Origin of the sequence: Mesorhizobium sp. M7A.F.Ce.TU.012.03.2.1 (assembly GCF_004006095.1) — a bacterium.
Taxonomy (GTDB): domain Bacteria; phylum Pseudomonadota; class Alphaproteobacteria; order Rhizobiales; family Rhizobiaceae; genus Mesorhizobium.
Genome location: NZ_CP034779.1, coordinates 1,201,151 through 1,223,526, shown reverse-complemented (window position 1 = coordinate 1,223,526; position 22,376 = coordinate 1,201,151). Strand labels below are relative to the sequence as shown.

Below are 22,376 nucleotides of genomic sequence, written 5' to 3'. Positions count from 1 at the left end.
CCAAGATTTGATATCACTGATATCACCCCCGGAGTCATTGATCAACAAGAGTTCCGCCCCTTCACCCAGCCACTCAAAACGGTCCATTAAGTCTACACCAACTGTTCAGGCGTATGCTTCGCGGATCTGTCCTGGGAGCTTCATATGCAGCGCGCTCAAAATCCCTTTGGGAAACGCAGGAAGCCAATAGCTGAATACAAATCGGTCGAAGAACGATACGAGAAAGGCGAATTGTCGAGGCGAAGAGAGAGCAATTTCGCCATTTATAACACCCTGCTACTGATGGTGTTAGCCGTGGTTGTCTCTCTGGTGCTGATCATCTCGCCAGAATCTCGCGCGCTTGCATTAGAGATCGGTGCAAAAGCGTTCGAGCTTGGCAGGGATTGGGTTTTGCGTGGCGTGCTCGAATGATCCCTATCCCGCCAGCTTGCCCGGCGCCTTGTCCCTGGCAAGCTTCTTGAATTTCTTCACCACCATGTCGCGCTTCAGCTTCGAGATGTGGTCGATGAACAGGACGCCATTGAGGTGGTCGATCTCGTGTTGCAGGCAGGTCGCCATCAGGCCTTCGGCCTCCATATCCTGCAATTTGCCGTCGCGGTCGAGATACTTGACCCGCACGGCGGCCGGGCGTTCGACCTCGGCGTAATAATCCGGGATCGACAGGCAGCCTTCCTCGTAGACGGAGCGCGCATCTGCGCTCTCCAGGATTTCCGGATTGATGAAGACATGCGGCGCCGGCGTCTCGTCTTCCTTGGCCAGATCGATCACCAGTAAGCGCAGCGGTTCGCCGATCTGGATCGCCGCCAGCCCGATACCCGGCGCGTCATACATGGTCGCCAGCATGTCGTCGGCTAATCTGCGCAAAGGCGCGTCGACACGCTCCACGGGCTTGGAAACCTGGCGCAGGATGGGGTCGGGAAGGATGATGAGCGGCTTGATCGACATGGCGTTCCACCTAAGACCTCCAGAGAAAAGCGTCAACCGGTAGGCTGGAGGCTCGTTCACGTTTTGATCTGTGCCGGCAGCGCGAATCGTTTATGCTGTCCACATGAATGATTTGAGCACCATCCTTTCCGAACCTGTCGCCCGGCTTGGCGCCACAACCGTCACGCTCGGCCATGCGCTGGCCTTCGGCGCTTTGCTGTTTCTGGCCCTGTTCGTGGCGCTGGTCATTGCGCTGTGGCGGTCGGCGAAGGCGCGCGCCGTCGCGGCTGCGGAAGCCGCCGATCATGCCCGCGATGCGGAAGTGCGGATGGCCGGCATTCTGCAAAGCCAGGCCGAAATGCAGGGTCGTATGGGCGCCATCGCCGAAGTGTTCGGCGCACGGCAGGCGGAGCTGACGCAGTCGATCGGCCAGCGCCTCGACGCCATGACCGGCCGGCTCGGCCAGACCATGACCGAGCAGACCAAATCCACGCATGAGAGCCTGGCCAAATTGCAGGAGCGGCTGGCCATCATCGATGTCGCGCAGGGCAACATCCAGTCGCTCGCCGGCCAGGTCGTGCAGCTGCAGGCGATCCTCTCCAACAAGCAGACGCGCGGCGCCTTCGGTCAGTCTCGCATGGAGGCGATCGTTGCCGACGGCCTGCCCCATGGCGCCTATGAATTCCAGGCGACGCTGTCGAACGGCAGCCGTCCTGACTGCCTGGTGAAGATGCCGAACGGCGCACCGTCGCTGGCTATCGACGCCAAGTTTCCGCTCGAAGCCTGGAATGCCATCCGCGCCGCCGACGGCGCCGACCTGCAGAAGGCCGCCTCGCAGGCCTTCCGCCGCGACATCGAGATCCATGTCCGCGATATCTCGGAAAAATACCTGATCCAGGGCGAGACGCAGGACACCGCCTTCATGTTCGTGCCGTCGGAATCGGTGTTCGCCGAGATCCACGAGAATTTCGAGGCGATCATCCACAAGGCGCACCGTGCCCGCATCGTCATCGTCTCGCCGTCGCTGCTGATGCTGTCGATCCAGGTCATCCAGGCGATCCTCAAGGATGCCCGCATGCGCGAACAGGCGCACCTGATCCAGGGCGAGGTCATTCGGCTGATGGAGGATGTCGCGCGTGTCGATGAGCGGGTGCGCAAGCTGCAGGTCCATTTCGGCCAGTCGGCCAAGGACATCGACGACATCCTGGTTTCGACGTCGAAGGTCACCAAGCGCGGCCAGAAGATCGAAGCGCTGGAGTTCGGCGCACAGCCCGACGGCGATGCCGTCGCGGACGCAGCGTCACGGGCTCCCGCCGCGAAGGTCGATACTGGCGCGCGCGTTGCCGATTCGAAAACCGGGCAGCTCAGGCTGAGGGTCGTCGAAGGCGACGATTGAGGCGCGGTGCCGGACCGGCGCTATTGCTCCTCCAACGTGGTCATGCCCTGAAATTCAGGCAGCCAGTGCAGCGCCGAGCGGTGCCATTTCTGCTGTGTTGGAATCAAATCCTGGCGCTGCCGCGCGGTCCCCACGCGAATCCCATAGACCTTGGGGCCATCGCCGACAGACGTGGCGTAAAGATGCGAGCCGCAGTCAGCGCAAAAGGCCTGGGTGCGCTTGGCGCCGCTCGCCACGATCTTGATGTAGATTTTCGGCGTGCCCTTGGTGATGCGGTAGTTGCTTTCCGGCGCCGGAACCGTCAGGCGAAAAGCCGTGCCGGTCAGTTGCTGGCAATCCGTGCAGTGGCAGATCGTGGTCTTTTCCGGATCGACCTCGGCCTCGTAAGTGATGGCGCCACAATGACAGCCGCCGTCTATTCTCATCTTCGTTCCTCCAAAGTCCCTTCAATCTAGCGGGGCAAGGCCGTGAGGCAATGGCGCAGCGCTAGTCCAGAGCCGGATCGGATGCGGTCTCGATCAGCTTGCGCCGCTGCTCCCAGGTGCCTGTCGTCTGTGGCTTGACGAACAGCCGCGTGATCTCCGGCATTTCCTTCTTCAGCTGCGCCTCCAGGCGCTCGACGCAAGCTTCGATCTCGGGCGCAGTCAAATGGTCCTCGAACTCGATGCTCAAGCCGGCGACGATCTCTGTCGGCCCCATATGGACGGTCAGGACGCCGTTCGCCCGCTGCACCGCCGGATCCTGCTGGGCGATCGCCAGCACCTTCATCTGCACCTCGGGCGATGCCGGCTCGCCGATCAGCAGGCCCTTGCTTTCGCGGGCCAGGAAGATCGCCGTCGCGCCCAGGATCAGCCCAATGCCGATCGAGGCGGCGCCGTCGAGTTCCGGCATCTCCAGAACTTCCGCCGCCAGGATGCCGGCGAACGCGACGATCAGGCCGAGAAGTGCTGCACTGTCCTCGAACAGCACGGTGTAGACGCTCGGATCCTTGCTCGACTGCACCGCCCGCAGCCAGCCCTGCTTGCCCTTCTGCTGGCGGAACTCCTTCAGCGCCACCCACCACGAACTGCCTTCGAACAGGAAGGAAAGGCCGAGCACGACGTAGGTCACCTCGGCGTTGGCGACCGGCTCCGGCGCCATCATATGGATCACGCCTTCGTAGAACGACACGCCGGCGCCCAGCGCGAAGACGAGGAGCGCGACGATGAAGCTCCAGAAGTAGAGTTCGCGGCCATGACCGAGCGGATGCGTGCGATCGGCCGGGCGGGCGGCGCGGTGCATGCCGTAGAGCAGCAGGCCGCCATTGCCGGTATCGACCAGCGAATGCACGCCCTCCGACAGCATCGCCGAACTGCCGGTGAAGAGGGCGGCGGCGAACTTGGTCAGCGCGATGGCGAAATTGCCGGCGAGCGCCGCGTAGATCACCTTTTTTGAGCCGCCGTGCCCGGCCATGGCATTTGTTCCCATTCAAGGCGCAGTCTAGCGGCCAGGCCGCTAAAGCTCCACAGGCATCACACCGCGCGAATGTCGGGTCGTCCAAGCCAGCGGTCATGAGAGATCGGCCTATGGAAAACGGCGACTACTCGACGATCTCGCTGGTCCACACCTTGAAGCCGGCAAGCGTTCCCGGGCCGAATATATGGGTCAGCGGCACGTCGGCGGCGTCGCGGCCGGAGGCGATCAGGATGCGGCCGATGCGCGGTGCATTGTTGCGCGGGTCGAAGACATGCCAGCGGCCGCCGAGATAGACTTCCATCCAGGCGCAGAAATCCATGCTCGCCCATGGTTTCGGCATACCGATGTCGCTGATGTAGCCGGTGCAGTAGCGCGTTGGGATGTTGAGCGCCCGGCAGAAGGTGACGGCGAGATGCGCGTAGTCTCGGCACACGCCGCTCTGTTCACGATACGCTTCCGCGGCGGTGCGTGTCGGCCGAGCATTGCCGTAGTTGAAGACGATGTGGTTGTGGACGAAGTCGCAGACCGCCTGCACGCGCGGAATGCCCAGCGGCGTGTTGCCGAACAGCCGCCACGCTTCATCAGCCAGAAGGTCGCTTTCGCAAAAACGGCTGGGCAGCAGGAACAGCAGCGTGTCCGCCGGCAGGTCGCGAACCTCGTGCTGCCAGGCCATCAGATCGCCCATCTCGAACGTGCCGGGATCGCGGATCACCGCGTCGGTGCCGAAGGTGAAACGCCCGGGCGGCGCGACGAACCGGTTGCACCAATTGCCGAAACTGTCGCGATAGCTTTCGATCGGCACCGGCGGGTTGGAAATCAGGAAATCCGGCCGCTCGAGGTCGGAGGCACGCGAATAATGCACATTCAGCATCGCGATGAGCGGCGTTTCCTGCGGAAAGTCGAAGCTCATCTCGCAGCCGATGTGGATTCGCATTGTCGTCCTGACGGCCTGCCTGACGATCACCCGGCGAAGCTCGGGTCGATGCTGCAGTGCGAAAATGACCATCGCACGGACCGTCATGGTTTACGAGCAAATTAGAAACCGGTTGAAAGCGAGCCGGCGACGCCGGCAACGGTCGCTAACCCCTTGCGGTCGGGCGGTTCTCTTGTTTCACTTGGCGTCCCACATCAGGAGGAACGAATCATGGCTAAAGGTGCGATGAAGGCAGGCAAGGAAGCCCGCAAGCCGAAGAAGGACGCCAAGAAGCCCGCTCCGGCTCCCGCGCTGAAGGCGCCGCCGGTCAAGGCGATGAAGCTCAAGGACAAGTAGGTCCGGCGATCCACTTCGCAATAAGGGTTACGGCCGGCGACACTGTTGCCGGCCGCTGTTGATCGAGCGCTCGAAATTCCTATATTGGCATGGCGGGGACGACCTCGCGCTTCCCCAAAATCCGGACGGGACGACCCGCCATTGTTTGACTGATCGTCGGACGCCGAAATCACCTTCCGGTCCGATGCTCTGATGGAGCGTTGTCGATGTCGTGGATTCTTCTCTTTTTCGCGGGCCTGTTCGAGATCGGCTGGGCAATCGGCCTCAAATACACAGATGGCTTCTCGAAGCTGGTGCCGACCGTGCTGACCGTTGCCTCGATGGTCGTCAGCCTCACTCTGCTCGGCCTGGCGCTGAAGGCGCTGCCCGTTGGCACCGCCTATGCGGTGTGGACCGGCATCGGCACCGTCGGTACGGCACTGCTCGGCATCTGGCTGCTCGGCGAACCAGCCACCGCGATCAGGCTGGCCTGCATCGCGCTCATCGTCTGCGGCATCATGGGGCTGAAGTTCGCCGCCTGACGGTCTTTTGGTTTGCGCATGTCGTCCTCTCAGAACCGGGACCAATATTTGGGCGACGGACTAACACCTTCAGGGCCGCTGTGAGGCGACCCTGATTGTCGAAGCTGGCTGCTTCGGTAATCCTGAGGCTAGCGGGCGGAGAAGCCCGGCGGCGTCCTGCCGGTGCGCTGCTTGCGTGCCGCATAACGCGCGTCACGCTTGGCCTTGCGTTCGGCTTCGTCGGCCAGAAAACGGGCGATGCGCTCGTTCTCTTCGGATTCCCGAATCTTGGCCTCAGCCTGTGCAGCTTCCTCGGCGGCGATACGTGCCGCTTCGGCTGCTGCCTCGCGCTCGGCCTTCTCGACCGCTTCGCGTGCCAGCTTCTCCTGCTTCAGCCGAGCCTTTTCAGCCTCGCGGATTTCGCGGGCCGCAAGGATCGCCTTGCGTTCAGCCTGCCGTGCCAGCACAGCAGGATCATCCGCCGCCGGCTTTGCCTTGAAGCGCTCGAGGAGCGCCTTCTTTGCCTCGTTTGCGGCATTGCGCCGCTCGAAAACGTCTTTTTCCCTGTAGATAGCCAAGTCCACTTCCCTGAAGTCAATTCGCGACGCTTACATACGCGCGAAAACCGAGAGTTCAAGCGCCAAAACGGCATGGCAGCCATGAAATTGTCGGCTGTTGCACTCGGGAGACGCCTTTGGAGCAATTTCAGGGAAAGTGTGAAACGGTTTTCCGGGAAAGCGCGCAGCGCTTTCCCTTGGGAATTGCGACGAAGAGATTGAACCGAAAACGACATGCACTGTTCACCGTCGCGCCTCTGGCGGCGAGGTTGGCGGATGGCTACGTCTAGCGGCAAATTCCAACACCAGGACGACATTAGATGGAACTCGGTCTCTACACCTTCGCCGACGTCAGCCCGCAGCCGGGCCCCGGCGCCATCGGCCCGCATGAGCGGCTGCGCAACCTGATCGAGGAGGTCGAGCTGGCCGATCAGGTGGGCCTCGACGTCTTCGGCCTCGGCGAGCATCACCGGCCCGACTATGCCGCCTCCGCACCGGTCGTGGCCTTGGCCGCGGCCGCCGAGCGCTCGAAGCGCATCAAGCTGACCAGTGCCGTCACCGTTCTGTCTTCCGATGACCCGGTGCGCGTGTTCCAGCAGTTCGCAACGCTCGACCTTCTGTCGGGCGGCCGCGCCGAGATCATGGCCGGACGCGGCTCGTTCATCGAATCCTTCCCGCTGTTCGGTTACAACCTCGAGGACTATGACGAGCTGTTCGCCGAAAAGCTCGATCTGCTGCTTGCCATCCGCGACAGCGTGAAGGTCACCTGGTCCGGCAATCTGCGCGCGCCGATCAACGATCGCGGCGTTTATCCCCGGCCCTTCCAGGACAGGCTACCGGTCTGGATCGCCACTGGCGGCACGCCGCAGTCTGCCGCCCGCGCTGGCGCGCTCGGCCTGCCGCTGGCGCTCGCCATTATCGGCGGCGAGCCGGCACGTTTCGCGCCGCTGTTCGATCTCTACCGTGAGGCCGCCAAGCGCGCCGGCGGTGACCCGGCGGGCCTTGCCACCAGCATCAACGTGCACGGCTTCATCGCCGAGACGACCGAGCAGGCGGCCGACGATTTTTACGGCCCGCAGGCGGAGGTGATGAACCGCATCGGCCGCGAGCGTGGCTGGGGTCCGACATCCCAAGCGCATTTCGACCAGTCGCGCGGCCCGAACGGCGCGTTGTTCGTCGGCGGTCCCGAGCAAGTGGCCGAAAAAATCGTCGCCCAGCACAAGATCTTCGGCAATGACCGCTTCCTGCTGCAAATGGCGATCGGCACCATGCCGCATGCCAAGATCATGAAGGCGATCGAACTCTACGGCACCAGGGTGGCGCCGATCGTGCGCAAGGAAACAGCCAGGGCTGCCACAGCCGTCACCGCGCCGGCAGCCTGACGGAAATGTCGGCTGCTGGCTGCTACCATTGAGAAGGACCGGATTTTTCGTTCTCGTCGCCATGACATTCGGAATAAAGCCAAATCTTTCTTCCAACGCCGTGAGTGCAGTCCTGGATGCTGCGGCGCCCTCTGATTTCCGGACCCGTGCAAACGGGCCTCATTCCGGAAGCCGGCTCATGGAACCTGCGCCCATAACTCTGCGTTCATGCAGGCAGTAGCCGATCGCCGAGGGCGGCGGCTCGAGGGTGAGCATGAAAACCGAACCCGCTGCCTTGGGCCACGCCATCGCCGACGAATCGGATTCGCGCGTTACGGCCCGCGCCGACACGCATCTGATGCGTTCGCTGCTCGTCGGCATTTTCCTGTTCATGGCCGTCTATGCGCTCTACTTCGCTCGCGCTTTCTTCATGCCGGTCATTCTGGCTTTCCTGCTGGCGCTGACGCTGACGCCGATCGTTAGGCTCCTGCGCAGGCACGGCATCTCCGAAGTGATTTCGGCGACCCTTCTGGTGCTGTTGTCGATCTGCATCTTTGCCAGCGTAGGCTACCTCCTCAGCGGACCGATCATCGACCTCATCAACAACACCTCTTCGATAGGCCAGCAACTTGCCGAGCGGCTGGCGCAATTGCGCCGCCCGCTCGAGAAGATCATGCAGATTTCGCATCAGATCGAACAACTGACCCAGACGTCGCAGGAGCCGGGCATCCAGAGGGTGGCGATGGCGCAGTCCGGCATCCTGTCGGCGGCCGCCAGCAACATCCTGTCGGCCGGAACAGGCCTGACCATCATCTTCGTGATGTCGCTGTTCCTGCTCGCCTCCGGGACGATGTTCTATGAAAAGATCATCCAGTCCTTCGCCAGCCTCAGCGAAAAGAAACGGGCGCTGCGCGTCGTCTATGACGTCGAGCGCGAAATCTCGCACTATCTGCTCACCGTCACCATCATCAATGCCGGCCTTGGCACAGTCATCGCTCTCGGTCTGTGGGCGCTCGGCATGCCCAATCCGCTGGTCTGGGGAGCCGCCGCGGCGCTGCTCAACTTCTTGCCCTATGTCGGAGCGCTGATCACCATCGTGCTTGTCACGGTCATGGCGTTGATCAGCTTCGATACCATCTTCTACGCGCTTCTGGCGCCGGCCTTCGTGATCTTGTGCGACATCGTCGAAGGCCAGTTCGTGACGCCGATGGTGGTCGGCCGGCGCCTGGAGATCAACGCCGTGGCAATCTTGATCGCCATCGCCTTCTGGTCATGGCTGTGGGGCTTCGTTGGCGCCCTGATGGCGGTGCCGCTGCTGGTCGTCATCAAGGTATTCTGCGATCATTTCGACGGGCTCAGCCATGTCGGCAATTTTCTCGCCGCGCAGCACGCGGTTGTCGTCGAGGAGGACGACATCGCCGACCCCGAAGCTATCAAAGGCTGATCAATATTTTTGAATTTGCGGCGCCGCCGGATGCTTCCTACATGCGGTCCTGACACAGGATCCCATCCATGACCGCTCTTTCCGTTCTCGACCTGTCGCCGATCGTCGAAGGCAGCGATGCCTCGCAGTCGCTGGCCAACTCGCTCGATCTTGCCCGCCATGCCGAGCGCCTGGGCTACAAGCGTTTCTGGCTGGCCGAGCATCACAACATGCCGGGTATCGCCAGCGCTGCAACCGCCGTCGTCATTGCCCATGTCGCCGGCGGCACCAAGACCATTCGTGTCGGCGCCGGCGGCATCATGCTGCCCAACCATTCGCCGCTGGTGATTGCCGAGCAGTTCGGCACGCTGGCCGCCTTGCATCCGGGCCGCATCGATCTCGGCATCGGCCGGGCGCCCGGCACCGACATGGGCACCGCCCGTGCCTTGCGCCGCAATCTCGAGGCCGGGGTCGACAATTTCCCTCAGGATGTCGTCGAGCTGATGGGCTATTTCCAGCCGGCCGAGGAAGGCCAGCGAATTCGCGCCGTGCCCGGCGAAGGCCAGAACGTGCCGGTCTGGATCCTCGGCTCCAGCCTCTACGGCGCGCAGCTCGCCGCCATGCTCGGCCTGCCCTACGCCTTCGCTTCGCATTTCGCGCCGGCGGAGCTGGATCACGCGCTGGATGTCTACCGCTCGCGCTTCCAGCCGTCCGAGCAGCTCGACAAGCCGCATGTCATGCTTGGCCTCAATGTCTTCGCCGCGCCCACCGATGCGGAGGCCCGTTTGTTGTTCACCTCGCTGCAGCAGGCTTTCGTCAATCTGCGCACCGGTCGGGCCGGCCGGCTGCCGCCACCTGTCGAGAACTATGACCGCGATCTCGATCCGATGGCAAAGACAATGCTCGGCCAGGCATTGTCCTGCGCCGTCGTCGGCTCTCCGGAAACGGTGCGGCAAGGCCTCGATGCCTTCGTGCGCCGCACCGGTGCCGACGAGCTGATGGTCACTGCGCAGATTTTTGATCATGCGGCACGGGTGCGATCGTTCGAGATCCTGGCCGACGCGCACAAATCCCTGTCGCAGGCGGCCTGACAAATCCTGGTACAACTTACGCCGGGGGAAGGCTACGCGCTCACGCTCTGCGCAATCGCGCCGAGCGGACGGCATGAATTGCGGATCATCAGCCTGCCCTTGAGCAAAAGCTTGCGCGGCGGCGCGTCCCTGTTGCCGGCGAGACGATCGAGAAGCAGATTGGCCGCCTGTTCGCCGATCGCCTGCACGGGCTGGGCCACCGTGGTCAACTGCGGCTGGAACACGTCGGACCATGGAAAGTCGTCGAAGCAGGCGACCGAAATATCTTCCGGGCAGGACAGGCCGATGTCGCGGATCGCCTTCATGGTACCGATCACCATCGGATTGTTGGCCGAGAAGATCGCGCTTGGACGATCATGCGAGGAAAGCATCTGCATGGTTTCGTTATAGCCATCGATCTCGTGGAAATTGCCGAAGCGGATCAGCTCCTCGGCGATCGGCAGGCCGGCGGCGTGAAGCGCCTCGCGATATCCCGCCATGCGGTCATGCATCGGCGAGATGTCCGAGGTGCCGGTGATGTAACCGATGCGCCGGTGGCCGAGATTGATCAGATAGGTGATGGCGTCGAACACCGCGCGCTGGTTGTCCAGCACCACGGCATCGGTGTCGATGCCTTTGCAGATACGATCGAGCAGCACGACCGGCACGTTGGCGTCGTCGACGATCCGCTTGAGGATCGCGCCGTCGCCGACGCGCGCCACGATCAGCCCGTCGACCATGCGATCGAGCAGCAGCCTGATCTGGTCGTCCTGGGTGTTCAAGTCCTCGTCCGTGCAGCACAGCATGACGGCATAGCCGGCCCGGTCGAAGGCCTGTTGGATGACCGAGACGACATCGGTGAAGAACGGGTTGGTGATGTGCGGCACGGTCAGTCCGATGGTGCGGGTCGTGCCCATCTTCAGGCTGCGGGCGATCGCGTTGCGCTTGTAGCCGATATCGCGGATCGCCTGCTCGATGCGCTGGCTAAGCTCCGGGCTGACCGTCGCCGTGCCATTGATCAGCGCCGAAACGGTGGCGACAGAAACACGCGCCGCTTCAGCCACATGGAGCATGGTGGGCGCGGTGGATTTGCGGTGTCTTTTTTGCCCTGACGCTGTCATTTTCGAAACGTTTCGCCACCCTTGCTGGCCAATACGTACGGAATCCTGTCCTTTTAAGCAAGAATCGAATTGCATCAAACGCCCGGCACCTTATATCGGCTTGACATGATCGAAACGTTTAGATTAGCGTTTGCGGGAAGTTGACGACGACGGAAGGGAGGCCGCCATTGTCATGCAAGAGAGCAATTCCCTTTCACCGGAGCACGGTGCGGCCGATCGGTCGCACATCGTTCTGAGTGCCGAGCGCATTTCCAAGAGCTTCGGCGGCATCGCCGCGCTTGTCGATGTCGGCTTTGAGCTGCGTCGCGGCGAGGTTCATGCCTTGATGGGCGAGAACGGCGCCGGCAAGTCGACGCTGATGAAAATCCTCTCCGGCGTCTATACCGGCTATGAAGGCACGGTCAGCGTCGATGGCCGCCCCGTCAGCTTCGCCGGCGTGCGCGACGCCGAGGATGCCGGCATCGCCATCATTCATCAGGAGCTCAACCTGGTGCCCGAACTCAGCGTCGCCGACAACATCTTCCTCGGCCGCGAGAAGCTGATCGCCGGGCTGATCGTCGACCGCAAGGCGAGCAGCCGCGCGGCAGGTGCTTTGTTGCAGCGGCTCGGCATCGAACTCGATCCGCAAGCCCGCGTCGGCGCCCTGCGTGTCGGCGAGCAGCAACTGGTCGAGATCGCCAAGGCTCTGTCGATGTCGGCACGCATCCTGATCATGGACGAGCCGACCTCGGCGCTTTCGCCGGCCGAATGCCAGCGGCTGTTCCGCATCATCCGCCAGCTTGCCGACAGCGGCGTCGCCATCGTCTACATCTCGCACCGCATCGACGAGGTCATGCATCTGGCCGGCCGCGTCACCGTGTTTCGCGACGGCCGCCATGTGCTGACCGAGCCGATGGCCAGGCTCGACGAAGATACGATCATTTCGGCGATGGTCGGCCGCAACCTGCTCGCTTCCTCCGAGGAAGAGCGCAACACCAGCGGCATGACCGTGCTTTCGGTCGAAAACCTGTCGCTGTCGAAGCCCGATGCGCATGGCTGGCGCACGGTGATCGACGGCGTCGGCTTCGATCTTGCCGCCGGAGAAATCCTCGGCATTGGCGGGCTGCTGGGTTCGGGCCGCACCGAGATCCTGGAAGCGATCTTCGGCTCGAGCAATGGCCGCACCGGCGGCGAAATCCGTATTGACGGCCATCCCGTGGACATCCGTTCGCCGCGCGATGCGAGGCGGCTGGGCATTGCGCTGGTGACCGAGGACCGCAAGACGCAAGGGCTGCATCTGCAGGCTTCGATCGCGGACAATGTCGCGCTGCCGCTGGTCGGCTCGCTGGCCCGCTTCGGCATCCGCTCGCTGGCCGGCGAGCAGGGGCTGGCGCGGCAGGCGGTCAAGGCCCTCGGCATCCGCTGCCGGGACATCGACCAGCCCGCCGGTACGCTGTCGGGCGGCAACCAGCAGAAGGTTGTCATCGGCAAATGGCTGGCGACGAAGCCGAGGGTGCTGTTGCTCGACGAGCCGACGCGCGGCATCGATGTCGGCGCCAAACGCGAGATCTACGACCTGATCTTCAAGCTGGCGCGCGACGGTCTCGCCATCGCCGTCATCAGCTCCGAACTGCCGGAGCTGCTGCACCTCTCCGACCGCATCCTGGTGATGGCCGATGGCCGCCAGACAGGCATTCTTTCCCGCGACGCGGCCAGTGAGGAGGCCATCATGCGCCTCGCCGCCCCGCGCCGGACCATATCGAGACCAGCCGCATGACCGTTTTGAAACTCCTGTCCCGGACCAAGCTCTATTGGGGCCTGATCGCCATCTTCCTGATCGGTGTCCTGGGCTCGCCGATGAGCTCGAAGGGCAACAACATCTTCCTCTCCTACGGCAATCTGCTCGATGTGCTGCGCCAGGTGTCGACCACCGGCCTGATCGCCACTGGCATGACGGCTGTCATCATCACCGGCGGCATCGATCTCTCCGTCGGCTCGCTGATGGCCATCTGCTCGGTGGTCTGCGCCATGCTGCTGACGGTTCCAGGCGTGACGCCGGGCGTCGTGCTGGGCGTGCCAACCGTCGCCCTGGTGGCGCTTTGCCTCGGTTTCGTCGTCACCCGTTTCATTTTCCAGAACCTGGCAAAATCCCGTGCCGGCGCCGACCTCCTCCGTGAGATCAAGCTGGACGGGATTCGCGGCCTGGTCACGCCCGCCGTCGTCGGCGTGGTCCTGTGCTGCCTGTCGCTGTGGTTTCTGCTGCCGCAGATCGAGCCGAAATTCGGTGTGCTCGGCGTGCTGCTGGTGGCGCCGTGCGTTGGTTTGCTGTTCGGCGCGCTCAACGGCTTCATCATCGTTGCCGGGCGCCTGCAGCCCTTCATCGTCACCCTGGCGATGATGGTGACGGCGCTCGGCATCGCACGGTTGACCGCCGGCCAGAACAATGCGGTGCTGCCGGTCTATACCGGCTCCAACGCGACCGCCGATTTCGAGATCCTGCGCTCGCTGGTGTTCGGCATCATCCCGATGCCGGGCCTGTTCTTCCTCGGCGCCATCCTGATCTATGGCGCGGTGCTGCGCTTCACGCCGTTCGGCCGTTACGTCTACGCCATCGGCGGCAACGAGGAGGCGGCGCGCCTCTCCGGCATCGCCGCCGGCCGCGTCAAGATCGCAACCTATGCCGTCTCGGGGCTGCTCGCCGGGATCGCCGCCGTGCTCTATGTCGCACAGTACCGGCAAGGCAAGCCGGATGCCGGCGCCGGGCTGGAGCTCGACGCCATCGCCGCCGTGGTCATCGGCGGCACCAGCCTGATGGGCGGGCGCGGCAGCCTCACCGGCACGTTCTGCGGCGTGCTGATCTTCGGTCTGCTCTCCAACATCCTGCAGCTCCACAACATCAATTCGAACCTTCAGCTGGTGCTGAAGGGGATGATCATCATCGGCACCGTGCTCGTGCAGGAGCGCAATGCCGGTGATCTCCTGGCCTATCTGCGCCTGCCCGGCGGGCAATCGGCGCACAAGGAAACGGCCGCGGCAAAGCGGCCGTCGCAAGAGACACCGTCTCTCAATCTCGGAGGAAACAAAAAATGAAACGACGTGACATGTTGAAGCTTGCCGCCGTGACCGCGGCACTGCTGACCACCACCGCGCTGCTGACCACCGGCAATGCCTTCGCCCAGGACAAGAAGTGGAAGATCGGCTTCTCGCAGGTGACGACCATCGAGCCCTGGCGCGCGCAGTTCAACAAGGACATTCTGGCCGAAGCCGCCAAGCATCCCGAGGTCGAACTGATCATCACCGACGGCGAGGACAAGACCGAAAAGCAGGTCGCCGATGTCGAGAACCTGATCCGCCAGGAAGTCGATGCGCTGTTGGTGTCACCGAAGGAATCGGCCGGCCTGACCGGCGTCGTGCAGCAGGCGATCGATGCCAAGATCCCGGTCTTCGTGCTCGACCGCAATGTCGAGACCAAGGACTACACGCAGTTCGTCGGTGGCGACAACGCGCTGATCGGCCGCGCGGCCGGCGAATATGCCGTCGAACTGCTTGGCGGCAAGGGCAAGGCTGCAGGCAACGTCGTCGAGATCTGGGGCGGCATGGGCACCCAGCCGGCGCATGACCGCCACGACGGCTTCCACGAATTCACCGACAAGGAGCCGGGCATCAAATATCTGCTCGACCAGCAATCGGGCGACTGGAAGCAGGATCAGGCCTACAATCTGATGGCCAACGCGCTGAAGAGCAACGAGAAGATCGATCTCGTTTACGGCCACAACGACCCGATGGCCTATGGTGCCTATCTCGCCGCCAAGGATGTCGGCCGGGAGAAGGACATCAAGTTCATTGGTATCGACGGCCTGCCCAACGAAGGCGTGCAGATGGTCAACAAGGGCGAGCTGACGGCAACCTTCACCTATGTCACTCCCGGTGCCGAAGGCCTGCGCCAGGCGATCAAGTTCCTCAACGGCGAGAAGGTCGAAAAGACCATCACTCTGCCGACCGAGAAGATCACCAAGGAAAACGCCGCCCAGGTGCTGAAGGACAACGGCCTCTGAGCCAAGCTTCCTGCCGGGTGCCTTTTTGGCGCCCGGCGGTCTAAGCCAGCTTCACCAGCAGCTTCATGAAGGTGGCGATCTCCTTGGCGGAGAGCGGCGCCAGCGTTTCCTGGGTGATCTCGCGCGCCAGCGGGATCAGGCGGTCGATGGCATCGCGGCCTGCCGCGGTCAGATTGACCAGCAGCCGTCTCTTGTCGACCTCGTGCCTGGAAAGCTCGACCAGGCCGCGCGCCTTCAGCCGGTCGATGACGCCCTTCACCGTCGCCGCATCCATCGCGATCAGCGTGCCGAGCTGGTTCTGCGAGGTCTCGCCGACGTCACGCAGCTTGGCCAACGCCGCGAATTGCGGCGGCGTCAGATCGCCGATATGCGCGGCAAATATCGCCACATGGCGCTGATGCGCCTTGCGCAGGATGAAGCCGACCTGCTCCTGCAGCAGGTAATCCTGGTCGTCCGGCGCCTCGACCTCGACCAGCTTGAGCAGATTGTCCTCGCCGCTCACCGCAAGCCATCCCAGGCTTTGATGTCATCGGCCGCGAGACCACCCATGCGATTGTGGATGCGCGGGCCACAGGTCATGGCGAGGCAGAACAGGATTTCGTCTGGGCGCGGACCATCGCTGATGCCGACTTCCATGGCGTCGAAATGGCTGCGCACATAGGCGGCGTTGATGTGGCCGAGCGGTACATCGAGCTTTGAACCGAACGCGCCGACCTTCTTGGCCGACGGCACGATCGCCTTGGCGTCGCCGAGCCGTTCGCGCATGGCGTAGCCGCCGGGCACATGCCACAGCGCACCGTGCTCCAACTCGCCCGCCGTGCCGACAATGGCGCCCTTGCCGTAGCCGTCGATCTGCTTGACGTCGCCGCCGAGCGCCACGATCAGCCGGTCGGCGAGCAACAGGCCGAGCGGCTTCAGATCGTCCATGGCGCTCTGCAAGTCTTCGACATAGCGCCCGGCGAACGGGTTCTTCACCAAGGCCATGGCGGCGGCGCGGCGGCGTGGCACTTCTGCGATTGGACCGCCCTCGTGAAAGATCTCTTCGGTCAGCACCGCGACCTTGCGGATCGGAAACTCAGGCATGGGCAACTTCCTCCCTCGAACTTTTGTTGGGCGCGGCAAGCGCAACCGAGCCACTGATGCGGATCTCACCGCCAAGAAACAGCGCCGATCCGGCAATCAGGCCGCGCCGGCGAAAATCTTCGGCGACGGCAAGGCCATTGTCCAGCGCCCGCGCCACTTCGCCAAGGGCAAGCGTGCCGACACTATGTGTCACCAGGCGCGCGCCGAGATCGCTGTCGGGCGACAGTTCGTGTGCGGGAATGCGCTTGATGGCCGGATTGCCGGGCAGGTCCACCGCGTTGGCAATGAGGGTCGCCGCCGCATCGGCCTCGGCGCCGGTCCGCGCGAGCACGGTGACGGCGTCGGCAATGCCAAGCGAGAAGGAGCGGCCGCGCCAGCCGCTGGTGGCAACGCCGCGAACGCCATCTTCCGCGCGGATCGTGATCCGGTCCGCCATGCCGTTACCGGTGCCGGCGACCGCCAAGCCCATCGACTTTCCCCTGCCGATATGGATTGCGCAGTCGCCGCCATTGTTGACATAGGCGCGCTCGAGCTTGCGACCGGCAAGCAATGCGGCGAGCATTTCGTCGGCTACCGATCCCGCGACGGCGGCCATCGGTGTTATGAAGCATTCCGCCAGGGGCATGACGGCTGCTTCCATGCGGCGCGCCGTCGGGCCGGCGAAGGTGCGCGGCGCCAGGAAAAACGCCGGTAGTCGCAATTCGGGGAGCTCCTCGACCAGCTCCATCAGGATCGTCTGGAACCGCGCTACCGCCTGTTCATAGGCTCGGCGGCATTCATCCGCCTCACCAAAAACCTCGACGATCAGGTCGATCGGCCCGTGGTTGAGATGCAGCCGCTTGCCGTCCTGCAGCCAGTTGGCTTGCGGGCCTTGCATCACCCGGCCCCGTTCGAGCCGGCACGGCGCAGCTGCGCGAGTGGCGGCCATGGATTGGTGGCTTCGGCGCCTGTGCCGCGGCGCGGATTCAGGTACTCACCGCCTTTTGCGACAATATCCTCGACGCTGCGGATCTCGGCCTCGTACCCGCCGAGCCTGACATAGTCGTCGCGGCGCAGCGTGAATTCGATAGGCGCCACCAGCGCCGGCGTCGGCACATAGCCGAAGGCACCCTCAGGCACTCTGGTGACATCGACCATCAGCGTGATGCCGCCGCCCGGCCAGACATAGACCGGCGCGCCGCCGACCGTGACATAGGTGGTCAGGCCCTGAACCGAGCGGGTGAGATTGACCGGGTTTTCGGTGACGCCGGCCCGCAGCGAGCCGCCGGCGCCGCCGATGAACAGCACTGTGCACAAAGCTGGCTCGCAATTGTCCTCGATCAGCCCGACGGACTTCTGCAGCCGTTCGGGGAAAGGTTTTTGCACCGGTTTCAGTTCGTCGTCGAGTTCGTAATAGGCGAACTGTTCCCCGGTGGTCGACACCATCAGCAGCGAAAGGCCCGGCCGCGCGCCTTTCTTGGCATTCCATTCGCCGAGGATCGACAGCGGGTCTGAAATGCTGGTGCCGCCCCAGCCCAGCCCGGGTTCGGAGACCTTGAAATAGCGGCCCGGCGTCGAACGGCGGCCGACTATTTTTATACCTGTATCCTGCCAGCCCAGCACCTTGCCGGCCTGGTGCTCGGAAACGACGCCGGTGATGTGGTCGTCGACCACCACCACCTCGTCGACAAGGCCGCGCCATTGCGTGGCGAACATGCCGATGGTGGCCGAGCCGCAGCCGACGCGCATTCGGTGTTCCTGCTTGCCGTCGATGACAGGTGCTTTGCCGGCTTCGACTATGATGGTGGCGCCGCCGTCGATGGCCAGTTCCACCGGCTTGCGGTTGCACAGATTGAGCAGCGCGTCACAGGTGGCGCGTCCCTCGGCCTTGGAGCCGCCGGTCAGATGGTGCACACCGCCCAGCGACAGCATCTGCGAGCCATACTCGCCCGTCGTGACATGGCCGATCGCTTCGCCGGCTGCGCGGACTATTGCCGTCTCGGGACCGAGGTGACGGTCGGTATCGATCTTCACCTTGACGCCGCAATAGGAGAAGATGCCCTCGGTGACGACGGTGACGAGATCGACGCCTTCGACCTCCTGGCTGACGATGAAGGGGGCCGGCTTGTAGTCGGGATAGGTGGTGCCGGCGCCTATTGCGGTGACGAAGCGGCGGCCGGTGTTGACCAGTTCGCCGTCCCAGGCCTCGCCCACAGCGACGAACGGCACGATCGCCGCGCCGGTCTCGGCCGCATGATCGAGGATGGTCAGCGGATCCATCCGCACGATCCTGCCGCCGACATTTCCGTAGCGGTCGCAGGCGCCGGTGCGCCCGTCAGCGATGTAGCACATCACCGGACAGGCATCGCAGCGGATCTTCTCCGCCACCAGCTTCTCGCCGGGATCATGGGTTTCGAAGCGCTCGGCAAGCTCGCTCATCGGCGTGCCTCCTTTTCGCGGATGCCATCTTTTTCGCGGATGCCAGCGCGGATACGCGTCGGCGTCGCCGGAATCTTGGTGACCAGCACACCGGTGGCGTGGCGGATGGCGTTGAGGATCGCCGGCGCCGTCGGGATCAGCACGTGCTCGCCCAAACCCTTGGCACCAAAGGGTCCTTCCGGATCCGGAACTTCTATCAGGATGGTCTCGATCGGCGGCACGTCGCCAATGGTCGGGATGAGATAATCGTGCAGATTCTCGGTGCGGCCGGGGATATACTCTTCCATCAGCGCCATGCCGATGCCTTGCGCAATGCCGCCTTCGATCTGGCCCTCGGCCAGCAGCGGGTTGATCGCCTTGCCGACATCATGCGCGGCGGTGATTTTCAGCAGCTTCACCGTGCCGAGCTTGAGGTCGACCTCCAATTCGGCGATCTGCGCGCCATAGCCGTAGACGGCGTAGGGTTTGCCCTGGCCCTTGGCGTCGAGGGGCAGCGTCGGCGGGTCGTAGGTCTCCTCGGCGCGAAAGACGAAGCCTTCGGCATCCACGTCCAATGTAGCGAGATCGATGCGGCGGGTGGCTTCTCCCTCGCGGATGACGATCACCGAACCGTCCAGTTGCAGAGCGGCTTTTTCCGAAACATTGGCGAAGCGCAGGATCTTTTCGCGCAAGGCGCGGCCAGCCTTTTCGGCCGCCTTGCCGGTGACGAAGGTCTGGCGCGAGGCCGAGGTCTTGCCGGCGTCGGGGGTGATGGCTGTATCGGCGCTCTTCAACTGGAATTTCTCAAGCGGCAGGCCGAGCGCGTCGGCGCATATCTGGGCGATGACCGTGTTCGATCCCTGGCCGATATCGACGGCGCCCTGGTGCAGGATGACCGTGCCGTCAGCCGCGATGCCGACCCGGATGGTCGACGGATTGGGCAGCGAGGTGTTGCCGCAGCCATACCAGCAGGACGCCACGCCAACGCCGCGCTTTCTATCCCTGCTGGCACGGTTGAACGCATCCGCATCGGCCGTTGCGCGCACCCAGTGCGGCTGCAGCGATTCGAGGCATTCGGCAATGCCGACGCCGGACTCCAGAAGCTGCCCGGTAACCGTTTCGGAACCGTTACGAAGGCAGTTCTTCAAGCGAAAATCGAGCCGGTCCATGCCGAGCTTGCCGGCTAGCTCGTCATACAGCGTCTCCTGCATGATCGTCGCTTGCGGCACGCCGAAGCCGCGGAAGGCGCCGGAGATCGGCCCATGCGTGTGGATGGCGCGACCTTCGGCGCGGTAATTCGGCGTCGCGTAGGGTCCGGAGGCGTGCACCGGCACGCGGTTGGCCACGGTAGGGCCCCAGCTTGCATAGGCGCCGGTGTTGAAGTCACCTTCGAAGATCATGCCGGTGACAAGGCCATCGGCATCGGCGCCGATGGTCGCTCTCATCTCGGCCGGATGGCGCTTGGTGGTCGAAATCATCGATTCGGTGCGGGTGTAGGCAAGTGCCGCCGGCCGCCCCGTCTTCATCGCCACCAGGCCGATCAGCGGCTGCAGCGAAACGTCGAGCTTGGACCCGAAACCGCCGCCGGTCGCGGTCGGCACGATGCGCACCTTGTCGACGGCTAGGCCGAGCACCTTCGCCGTCTCGTCGCGGTCCATATAGGGCGCCTGGGTGCAGGCGACGACGACCAGCGTGTCGCCGTCCAGATAGGCATAGCCGGCTTCCGGTTCGATATAGGCGTGCTCGACATAGGAGGTGTCGATGGCGCCGGACACGGTGAACGCAGCGCCGGCAAGCGCCGTCTCGGGGTCGCCTCGCTCGACCAGGCCGGAGGTGAGCAGGTTCGCCGGCCGACTTTCATGGATCAGCGCAGCACCCTCAGCCTGCGCCTCGGCAGGTTGCAGAAAATGCGGCAGTTCGCTCCAGCGGACAGGAAAATCCGACAAATCGAGATCGAGTATCGCCTCGCGCTCGCCGGCAACCAGCGCCACCGCCTCGCCACGGAGCCGCGCAAACCCTTCGGCCAGCGCCGGCTGGTCGGCGAACGGGCCGATAGCGCCGAAACAGTTTTTTCCGGGAATGTCGGCTGCTGTGAAGACACCGGCTATGCCGGGATGCGCCTTCGTCCAGCCGTCGAGGTCGCCGAAGGCGAAGCCGGCGTGATAATGCGGCGAGCGGACCACCAGCACGGCCAGCGCATCGGCGGGGAAGGAATCGCCGCCGAATTTCTCAACCCCGGTGACCTTCGGCACGCCATCGAGCCGGACGGGCGAGGAGCCGATCGCATGGCCTGATCGAGGCAAGCGGAAATCCAGGCTTGCTGCCTGCAGCGAGGCATCCATCACCGCCGCGATGATCTTCCGGTAGCCGGTGCAGCGGCACAGAATTCCGCCCAGCGCATCCTGCACCTCGGCCTCGGTCGGGCTTGGCTGTTTGTCCAGCAACGCCGTTGCCGCGACCAGCAGCGCCGGCGTGCAGATGCCGCACTGCGCCGCGCCATGGGCAAGGAACGAGGCCTGCAGCGCCGACAGCCGGCCATTGGCGAGGCCTTCGACGGATGTTACCGCCGTCCCGGCGGCGGAAGCCGCCGACATCAGGCAGGCGCAGACCGGATCGCCGTCGACCAGCACCGTACAGGCGCCGCAGTCGCCGGCGTCGCAGCCGACCTTCGTGCCGGTCAACAGCAATTCATCGCGCAGCACCAGGGACAGGCGGCGCAGCGGCGGCACATTGACCGAGACGGCGGCGCCGTTGACCTCGAAGGCGATATCGGCGCGCGCAGCGCCGAAGCCTGGCTGGGCCCTGCCCGGATCGGGCAGGGCTTCACGCGCGTCAGGCTGAATTTGGCTCATGCCGCCACCTCTTCGCCAGTCGTACGCCCCATAGCCGCGAGCACCGTGCGGGCAACAATCTCGCGCACCGCATCGAGCCGGTATTCGGCGCTGCCGCGCACATCGGCGATCGGCGACAGTTCTGCCATCGGCGCGGCCAGGACCGCGTCGGCGAGTCCGCCGTCCACCGGCAGACCGTGCAGCGCGGCTTCGACGCCGGCCAGCCGCTTGGCCACCACCGAACAGGAGCCGGCGGCGACCGCCGCTTGCCGGACAAGGCCATCCTGGACGACCAGACGCGCCGCCACCATGGCGATGGAAATGACGAGATAACGGCGCGCGCCGAGCTTGACGAAGGCCGACGTGCCGCTGGGCTTCGGCACGCGGATGGCCGTGACCATCTCACCGGGCAGCAGAGCGGTTCGGCGGTTGCCGAGAATGAAGTCCTGCAACGGCAGATGCCGCGTCGCGGCCACCGAGCGCAGCTCGACCTCGGCATCGAGGATGAGCAGGCCCGGCACCCCGTCGGCGGCCGGCGAGGCGTTGCAGAGATTGCCGGCGACCGAGGCGACGTTCTGGATTTGCACCGAGCCGACCTCTCGCGCCGCCTGTTTCAGCGCATCGAAGGCCGGAGGCAAGGGATGGCGGACGATGTCGGTCCAGGTCGTGCGCGCGCCGATGACGAAATGGTCGTGCGTCTCGGCAATGCCGCGCAGCGCCGCCAGGCCGTTAATGTCGAGAACATTGTCGCGGAAGGGTTTGCTGCCCTGTGCCGGATAGAAATCGGTGCCGCCGGCAAGGATGCGCCAGGCGCCCTCGCCAAGCAAAGCGAGCGCTTCGTCGACCGAGGTGGGTTTCGCGTAACGGATCACGCTTTGCCTTCCAGAAAGGAACTTTCCGAATCCGGTATTTCCGGCGTTCGAGCCGAGAAACTCATTCGTATGCAAATGATAT

General features: G+C 64.0%; 22 protein-coding genes. 10 read left to right on the top strand and 12 right to left on the bottom strand.

Annotation, left to right across the window (positions count from 1 at the left end; translation table 11 throughout):
- Window positions 1-144 precede the first annotated feature (144 nt).
- On the top strand, window positions 145-411 hold the full coding sequence (locus tag EJ079_RS05885; RefSeq protein ID WP_127318306.1) for a hypothetical protein: 267 nt from the start codon (window positions 145-147) through the stop codon (window positions 409-411).
- A 3-nt stretch (window positions 412-414) separates the two neighbouring features.
- On the opposite strand, the gene def is transcribed toward EJ079_RS05885, so the two are convergent.
- Window positions 415-945: a peptide deformylase gene (gene def / locus EJ079_RS05880; protein WP_127383448.1), complete on the bottom strand. Its 531-nt coding sequence runs from the start codon at window positions 943-945 to the stop codon at window positions 415-417.
- Between the two features lie 103 nt (window positions 946-1,048).
- Between def and EJ079_RS05875 the strand changes: the two genes are divergently transcribed.
- On the top strand, window positions 1,049-2,320 hold the full coding sequence (locus tag EJ079_RS05875; protein WP_127808361.1) for a DNA recombination protein RmuC: 1,272 nt from the start codon (window positions 1,049-1,051) through the stop codon (window positions 2,318-2,320).
- Between the two features lie 20 nt (window positions 2,321-2,340).
- Here the strand turns inward: EJ079_RS05875 and EJ079_RS05870 are convergent, their stop codons facing one another.
- From EJ079_RS05870 to EJ079_RS05860, 3 genes are all read right to left on the bottom strand, one after another.
- On the bottom strand, window positions 2,341-2,745 hold the full coding sequence (locus EJ079_RS05870; protein WP_013528467.1) for a GFA family protein: 405 nt from the start codon (window positions 2,743-2,745) through the stop codon (window positions 2,341-2,343).
- Between the two features lie 61 nt (window positions 2,746-2,806).
- The gene (locus EJ079_RS05865) at window positions 2,807-3,772 is read right to left on the bottom strand and encodes a cation diffusion facilitator family transporter (protein WP_127808360.1); all 966 of its coding nucleotides are present in this window, start codon (window positions 3,770-3,772) and stop codon (window positions 2,807-2,809) included.
- A 127-nt stretch (window positions 3,773-3,899) separates the two neighbouring features.
- Window positions 3,900-4,709, bottom strand: coding sequence for a transglutaminase family protein (locus EJ079_RS05860; protein ID WP_027040094.1), 810 nt, complete (start codon window positions 4,707-4,709; stop codon window positions 3,900-3,902).
- 210 nt (window positions 4,710-4,919) lie between these two features.
- On the opposite strand from EJ079_RS05860, the gene EJ079_RS34140 reads away from it, so the two are divergent.
- Together EJ079_RS34140 and sugE are read left to right on the top strand one after the other, a co-directional pair.
- A complete protein-coding gene (locus EJ079_RS34140; protein WP_013528464.1) occupies window positions 4,920-5,045 on the top strand; it encodes a hypothetical protein in 126 nt (41 codons plus the stop codon).
- A gap of 206 nt (window positions 5,046-5,251) precedes the next feature.
- Window positions 5,252-5,566: a quaternary ammonium compound efflux SMR transporter SugE gene (gene sugE / locus EJ079_RS05850; protein WP_013528463.1), complete on the top strand. Its 315-nt coding sequence runs from the start codon at window positions 5,252-5,254 to the stop codon at window positions 5,564-5,566.
- Window positions 5,567-5,694: 128 nt separating this feature from the next.
- Here sugE and EJ079_RS05845 read toward each other — a convergent pair whose 3' ends face one another.
- The gene (locus EJ079_RS05845) at window positions 5,695-6,123 is read right to left on the bottom strand and encodes a DUF6481 family protein (protein WP_023761392.1); all 429 of its coding nucleotides are present in this window, start codon (window positions 6,121-6,123) and stop codon (window positions 5,695-5,697) included.
- Window positions 6,124-6,422: 299 nt separating this feature from the next.
- On the opposite strand from EJ079_RS05845, the gene EJ079_RS05840 reads away from it, so the two are divergent.
- From EJ079_RS05840 to EJ079_RS05830, 3 genes are all read left to right on the top strand, one after another.
- Window positions 6,423-7,484: an LLM class flavin-dependent oxidoreductase gene (locus EJ079_RS05840; RefSeq protein WP_127808359.1), complete on the top strand. Its 1,062-nt coding sequence runs from the start codon at window positions 6,423-6,425 to the stop codon at window positions 7,482-7,484.
- 253 nt (window positions 7,485-7,737) lie between these two features.
- On the top strand, window positions 7,738-8,907 hold the full coding sequence (locus EJ079_RS05835; RefSeq protein WP_127808358.1) for an AI-2E family transporter: 1,170 nt from the start codon (window positions 7,738-7,740) through the stop codon (window positions 8,905-8,907).
- 68 nt (window positions 8,908-8,975) lie between these two features.
- Window positions 8,976-9,977 carry an LLM class flavin-dependent oxidoreductase gene (locus tag EJ079_RS05830; RefSeq protein ID WP_127328151.1) on the top strand — a complete coding sequence of 334 codons (1,002 nt, stop codon included), beginning with the start codon at window positions 8,976-8,978 and terminating at the stop codon, window positions 9,975-9,977.
- A 32-nt stretch (window positions 9,978-10,009) separates the two neighbouring features.
- Here the strand turns inward: EJ079_RS05830 and EJ079_RS05825 are convergent, their stop codons facing one another.
- The gene (locus EJ079_RS05825; protein WP_127267670.1) at window positions 10,010-11,029 is read right to left on the bottom strand and encodes a LacI family DNA-binding transcriptional regulator; all 1,020 of its coding nucleotides are present in this window, start codon (window positions 11,027-11,029) and stop codon (window positions 10,010-10,012) included.
- 220 nt (window positions 11,030-11,249) lie between these two features.
- Between EJ079_RS05825 and EJ079_RS05820 the strand changes: the two genes are divergently transcribed.
- Genes EJ079_RS05820 through EJ079_RS05810 form a run of 3 tightly spaced genes read left to right on the top strand, consistent with a single transcriptional unit; the run spans window position 11,250 to window position 15,111 of the window.
- Window positions 11,250-12,833, top strand: coding sequence for a sugar ABC transporter ATP-binding protein (locus EJ079_RS05820; protein ID WP_127808357.1), 1,584 nt, complete (start codon window positions 11,250-11,252; stop codon window positions 12,831-12,833).
- The gene (locus EJ079_RS05815; protein WP_127322601.1) at window positions 12,830-14,146 is read left to right on the top strand and encodes an ABC transporter permease; all 1,317 of its coding nucleotides are present in this window, start codon (window positions 12,830-12,832) and stop codon (window positions 14,144-14,146) included. The genes EJ079_RS05820 and EJ079_RS05815 overlap by 4 nt, the downstream gene beginning before the upstream one ends.
- Window positions 14,143-15,111, top strand: a complete 969-nt coding sequence (locus EJ079_RS05810; RefSeq protein ID WP_127267673.1) for a substrate-binding domain-containing protein — start codon at window positions 14,143-14,145, stop codon at window positions 15,109-15,111. The genes EJ079_RS05815 and EJ079_RS05810 overlap by 4 nt, the downstream gene beginning before the upstream one ends.
- 40 nt (window positions 15,112-15,151) lie before the next feature.
- Here EJ079_RS05810 and EJ079_RS05805 read toward each other — a convergent pair whose 3' ends face one another.
- From EJ079_RS05805 to EJ079_RS05780, 6 genes are read right to left on the bottom strand one after another with little or no spacing between them, the layout of a single operon-like run.
- A complete protein-coding gene (locus tag EJ079_RS05805; RefSeq protein WP_127271007.1) occupies window positions 15,152-15,613 on the bottom strand; it encodes a MarR family transcriptional regulator in 462 nt (153 codons plus the stop codon).
- Window positions 15,610-16,194 (bottom strand): amino acid synthesis family protein, encoded by a 585-nt coding sequence (locus EJ079_RS05800; RefSeq protein WP_127808356.1) that lies wholly within the window; start codon window positions 16,192-16,194, stop codon window positions 15,610-15,612. The genes EJ079_RS05805 and EJ079_RS05800 overlap by 4 nt, the downstream gene beginning before the upstream one ends.
- A complete protein-coding gene (locus tag EJ079_RS05795) occupies window positions 16,187-17,071 on the bottom strand; it encodes a UPF0280 family protein (protein ID WP_127808355.1) in 885 nt (294 codons plus the stop codon). The genes EJ079_RS05800 and EJ079_RS05795 overlap by 8 nt, the downstream gene beginning before the upstream one ends.
- Window positions 17,071-18,612, bottom strand: coding sequence for a 6-hydroxynicotinate reductase (locus tag EJ079_RS05790; RefSeq protein WP_127808354.1), 1,542 nt, complete (start codon window positions 18,610-18,612; stop codon window positions 17,071-17,073). Before EJ079_RS05790 ends, EJ079_RS05795 begins: the two co-directional genes overlap by 1 nt.
- Complete coding sequence (locus tag EJ079_RS05785; RefSeq protein WP_127808353.1) at window positions 18,609-21,443, bottom strand: molybdopterin-dependent oxidoreductase; 2,835 nt, start codon at window positions 21,441-21,443, stop codon at window positions 18,609-18,611. The genes EJ079_RS05790 and EJ079_RS05785 overlap by 4 nt, the downstream gene beginning before the upstream one ends.
- Window positions 21,440-22,294: a xanthine dehydrogenase family protein subunit M gene (locus EJ079_RS05780; RefSeq protein ID WP_127808352.1), complete on the bottom strand. Its 855-nt coding sequence runs from the start codon at window positions 22,292-22,294 to the stop codon at window positions 21,440-21,442. Before EJ079_RS05780 ends, EJ079_RS05785 begins: the two co-directional genes overlap by 4 nt.
- Window positions 22,295-22,376 lie beyond the last annotated feature (82 nt).

Excerpts from the sequence above, each read along its gene's own strand:
- EJ079_RS05835 (WP_127808358.1), top strand. The coding sequence starts at position 7,738 with ATGAAAACCGAACCCGCTGCCTTGGGCCACGCCATCGCCGACGAATCG.
- sugE (WP_013528463.1), top strand. The coding sequence starts at position 5,252 with ATGTCGTGGATTCTTCTCTTTTTCGCGGGCCTGTTCGAGATCGGCTGG.
- EJ079_RS05860 (WP_027040094.1), bottom strand. The coding sequence starts at position 4,709 with ATGCGAATCCACATCGGCTGCGAGATGAGCTTCGACTTTCCGCAGGAA.
- EJ079_RS34140 (WP_013528464.1), top strand. The coding sequence starts at position 4,920 with ATGGCTAAAGGTGCGATGAAGGCAGGCAAGGAAGCCCGCAAGCCGAAG.
- EJ079_RS05885 (WP_127318306.1), top strand. The coding sequence starts at position 145 with ATGCAGCGCGCTCAAAATCCCTTTGGGAAACGCAGGAAGCCAATAGCT.
- EJ079_RS05810 (WP_127267673.1), top strand. The coding sequence starts at position 14,143 with ATGAAACGACGTGACATGTTGAAGCTTGCCGCCGTGACCGCGGCACTG.
- EJ079_RS05830 (WP_127328151.1), top strand. The coding sequence starts at position 8,976 with ATGACCGCTCTTTCCGTTCTCGACCTGTCGCCGATCGTCGAAGGCAGC.
- EJ079_RS05820 (WP_127808357.1), top strand. The coding sequence starts at position 11,250 with ATGCAAGAGAGCAATTCCCTTTCACCGGAGCACGGTGCGGCCGATCGG.
- def (WP_127383448.1), bottom strand. The coding sequence starts at position 945 with ATGTCGATCAAGCCGCTCATCATCCTTCCCGACCCCATCCTGCGCCAG.
- EJ079_RS05840 (WP_127808359.1), top strand. The coding sequence starts at position 6,423 with ATGGAACTCGGTCTCTACACCTTCGCCGACGTCAGCCCGCAGCCGGGC.
- EJ079_RS05865 (WP_127808360.1), bottom strand. The coding sequence starts at position 3,772 with ATGGCCGGGCACGGCGGCTCAAAAAAGGTGATCTACGCGGCGCTCGCC.
- EJ079_RS05870 (WP_013528467.1), bottom strand. The coding sequence starts at position 2,745 with ATGAGAATAGACGGCGGCTGTCATTGTGGCGCCATCACTTACGAGGCC.
- EJ079_RS05815 (WP_127322601.1), top strand. The coding sequence starts at position 12,830 with ATGACCGTTTTGAAACTCCTGTCCCGGACCAAGCTCTATTGGGGCCTG.
- EJ079_RS05795 (WP_127808355.1), bottom strand. The coding sequence starts at position 17,071 with ATGCAAGGCCCGCAAGCCAACTGGCTGCAGGACGGCAAGCGGCTGCAT.
- EJ079_RS05825 (WP_127267670.1), bottom strand. The coding sequence starts at position 11,029 with ATGCTCCATGTGGCTGAAGCGGCGCGTGTTTCTGTCGCCACCGTTTCG.
- EJ079_RS05800 (WP_127808356.1), bottom strand. The coding sequence starts at position 16,194 with ATGCCTGAGTTTCCGATCCGCAAGGTCGCGGTGCTGACCGAAGAGATC.
- EJ079_RS05790 (WP_127808354.1), bottom strand. The coding sequence starts at position 18,612 with ATGAGCGAGCTTGCCGAGCGCTTCGAAACCCATGATCCCGGCGAGAAG.
- EJ079_RS05785 (WP_127808353.1), bottom strand. The coding sequence starts at position 21,443 with ATGAGCCAAATTCAGCCTGACGCGCGTGAAGCCCTGCCCGATCCGGGC.
- EJ079_RS05875 (WP_127808361.1), top strand. The coding sequence starts at position 1,049 with ATGAATGATTTGAGCACCATCCTTTCCGAACCTGTCGCCCGGCTTGGC.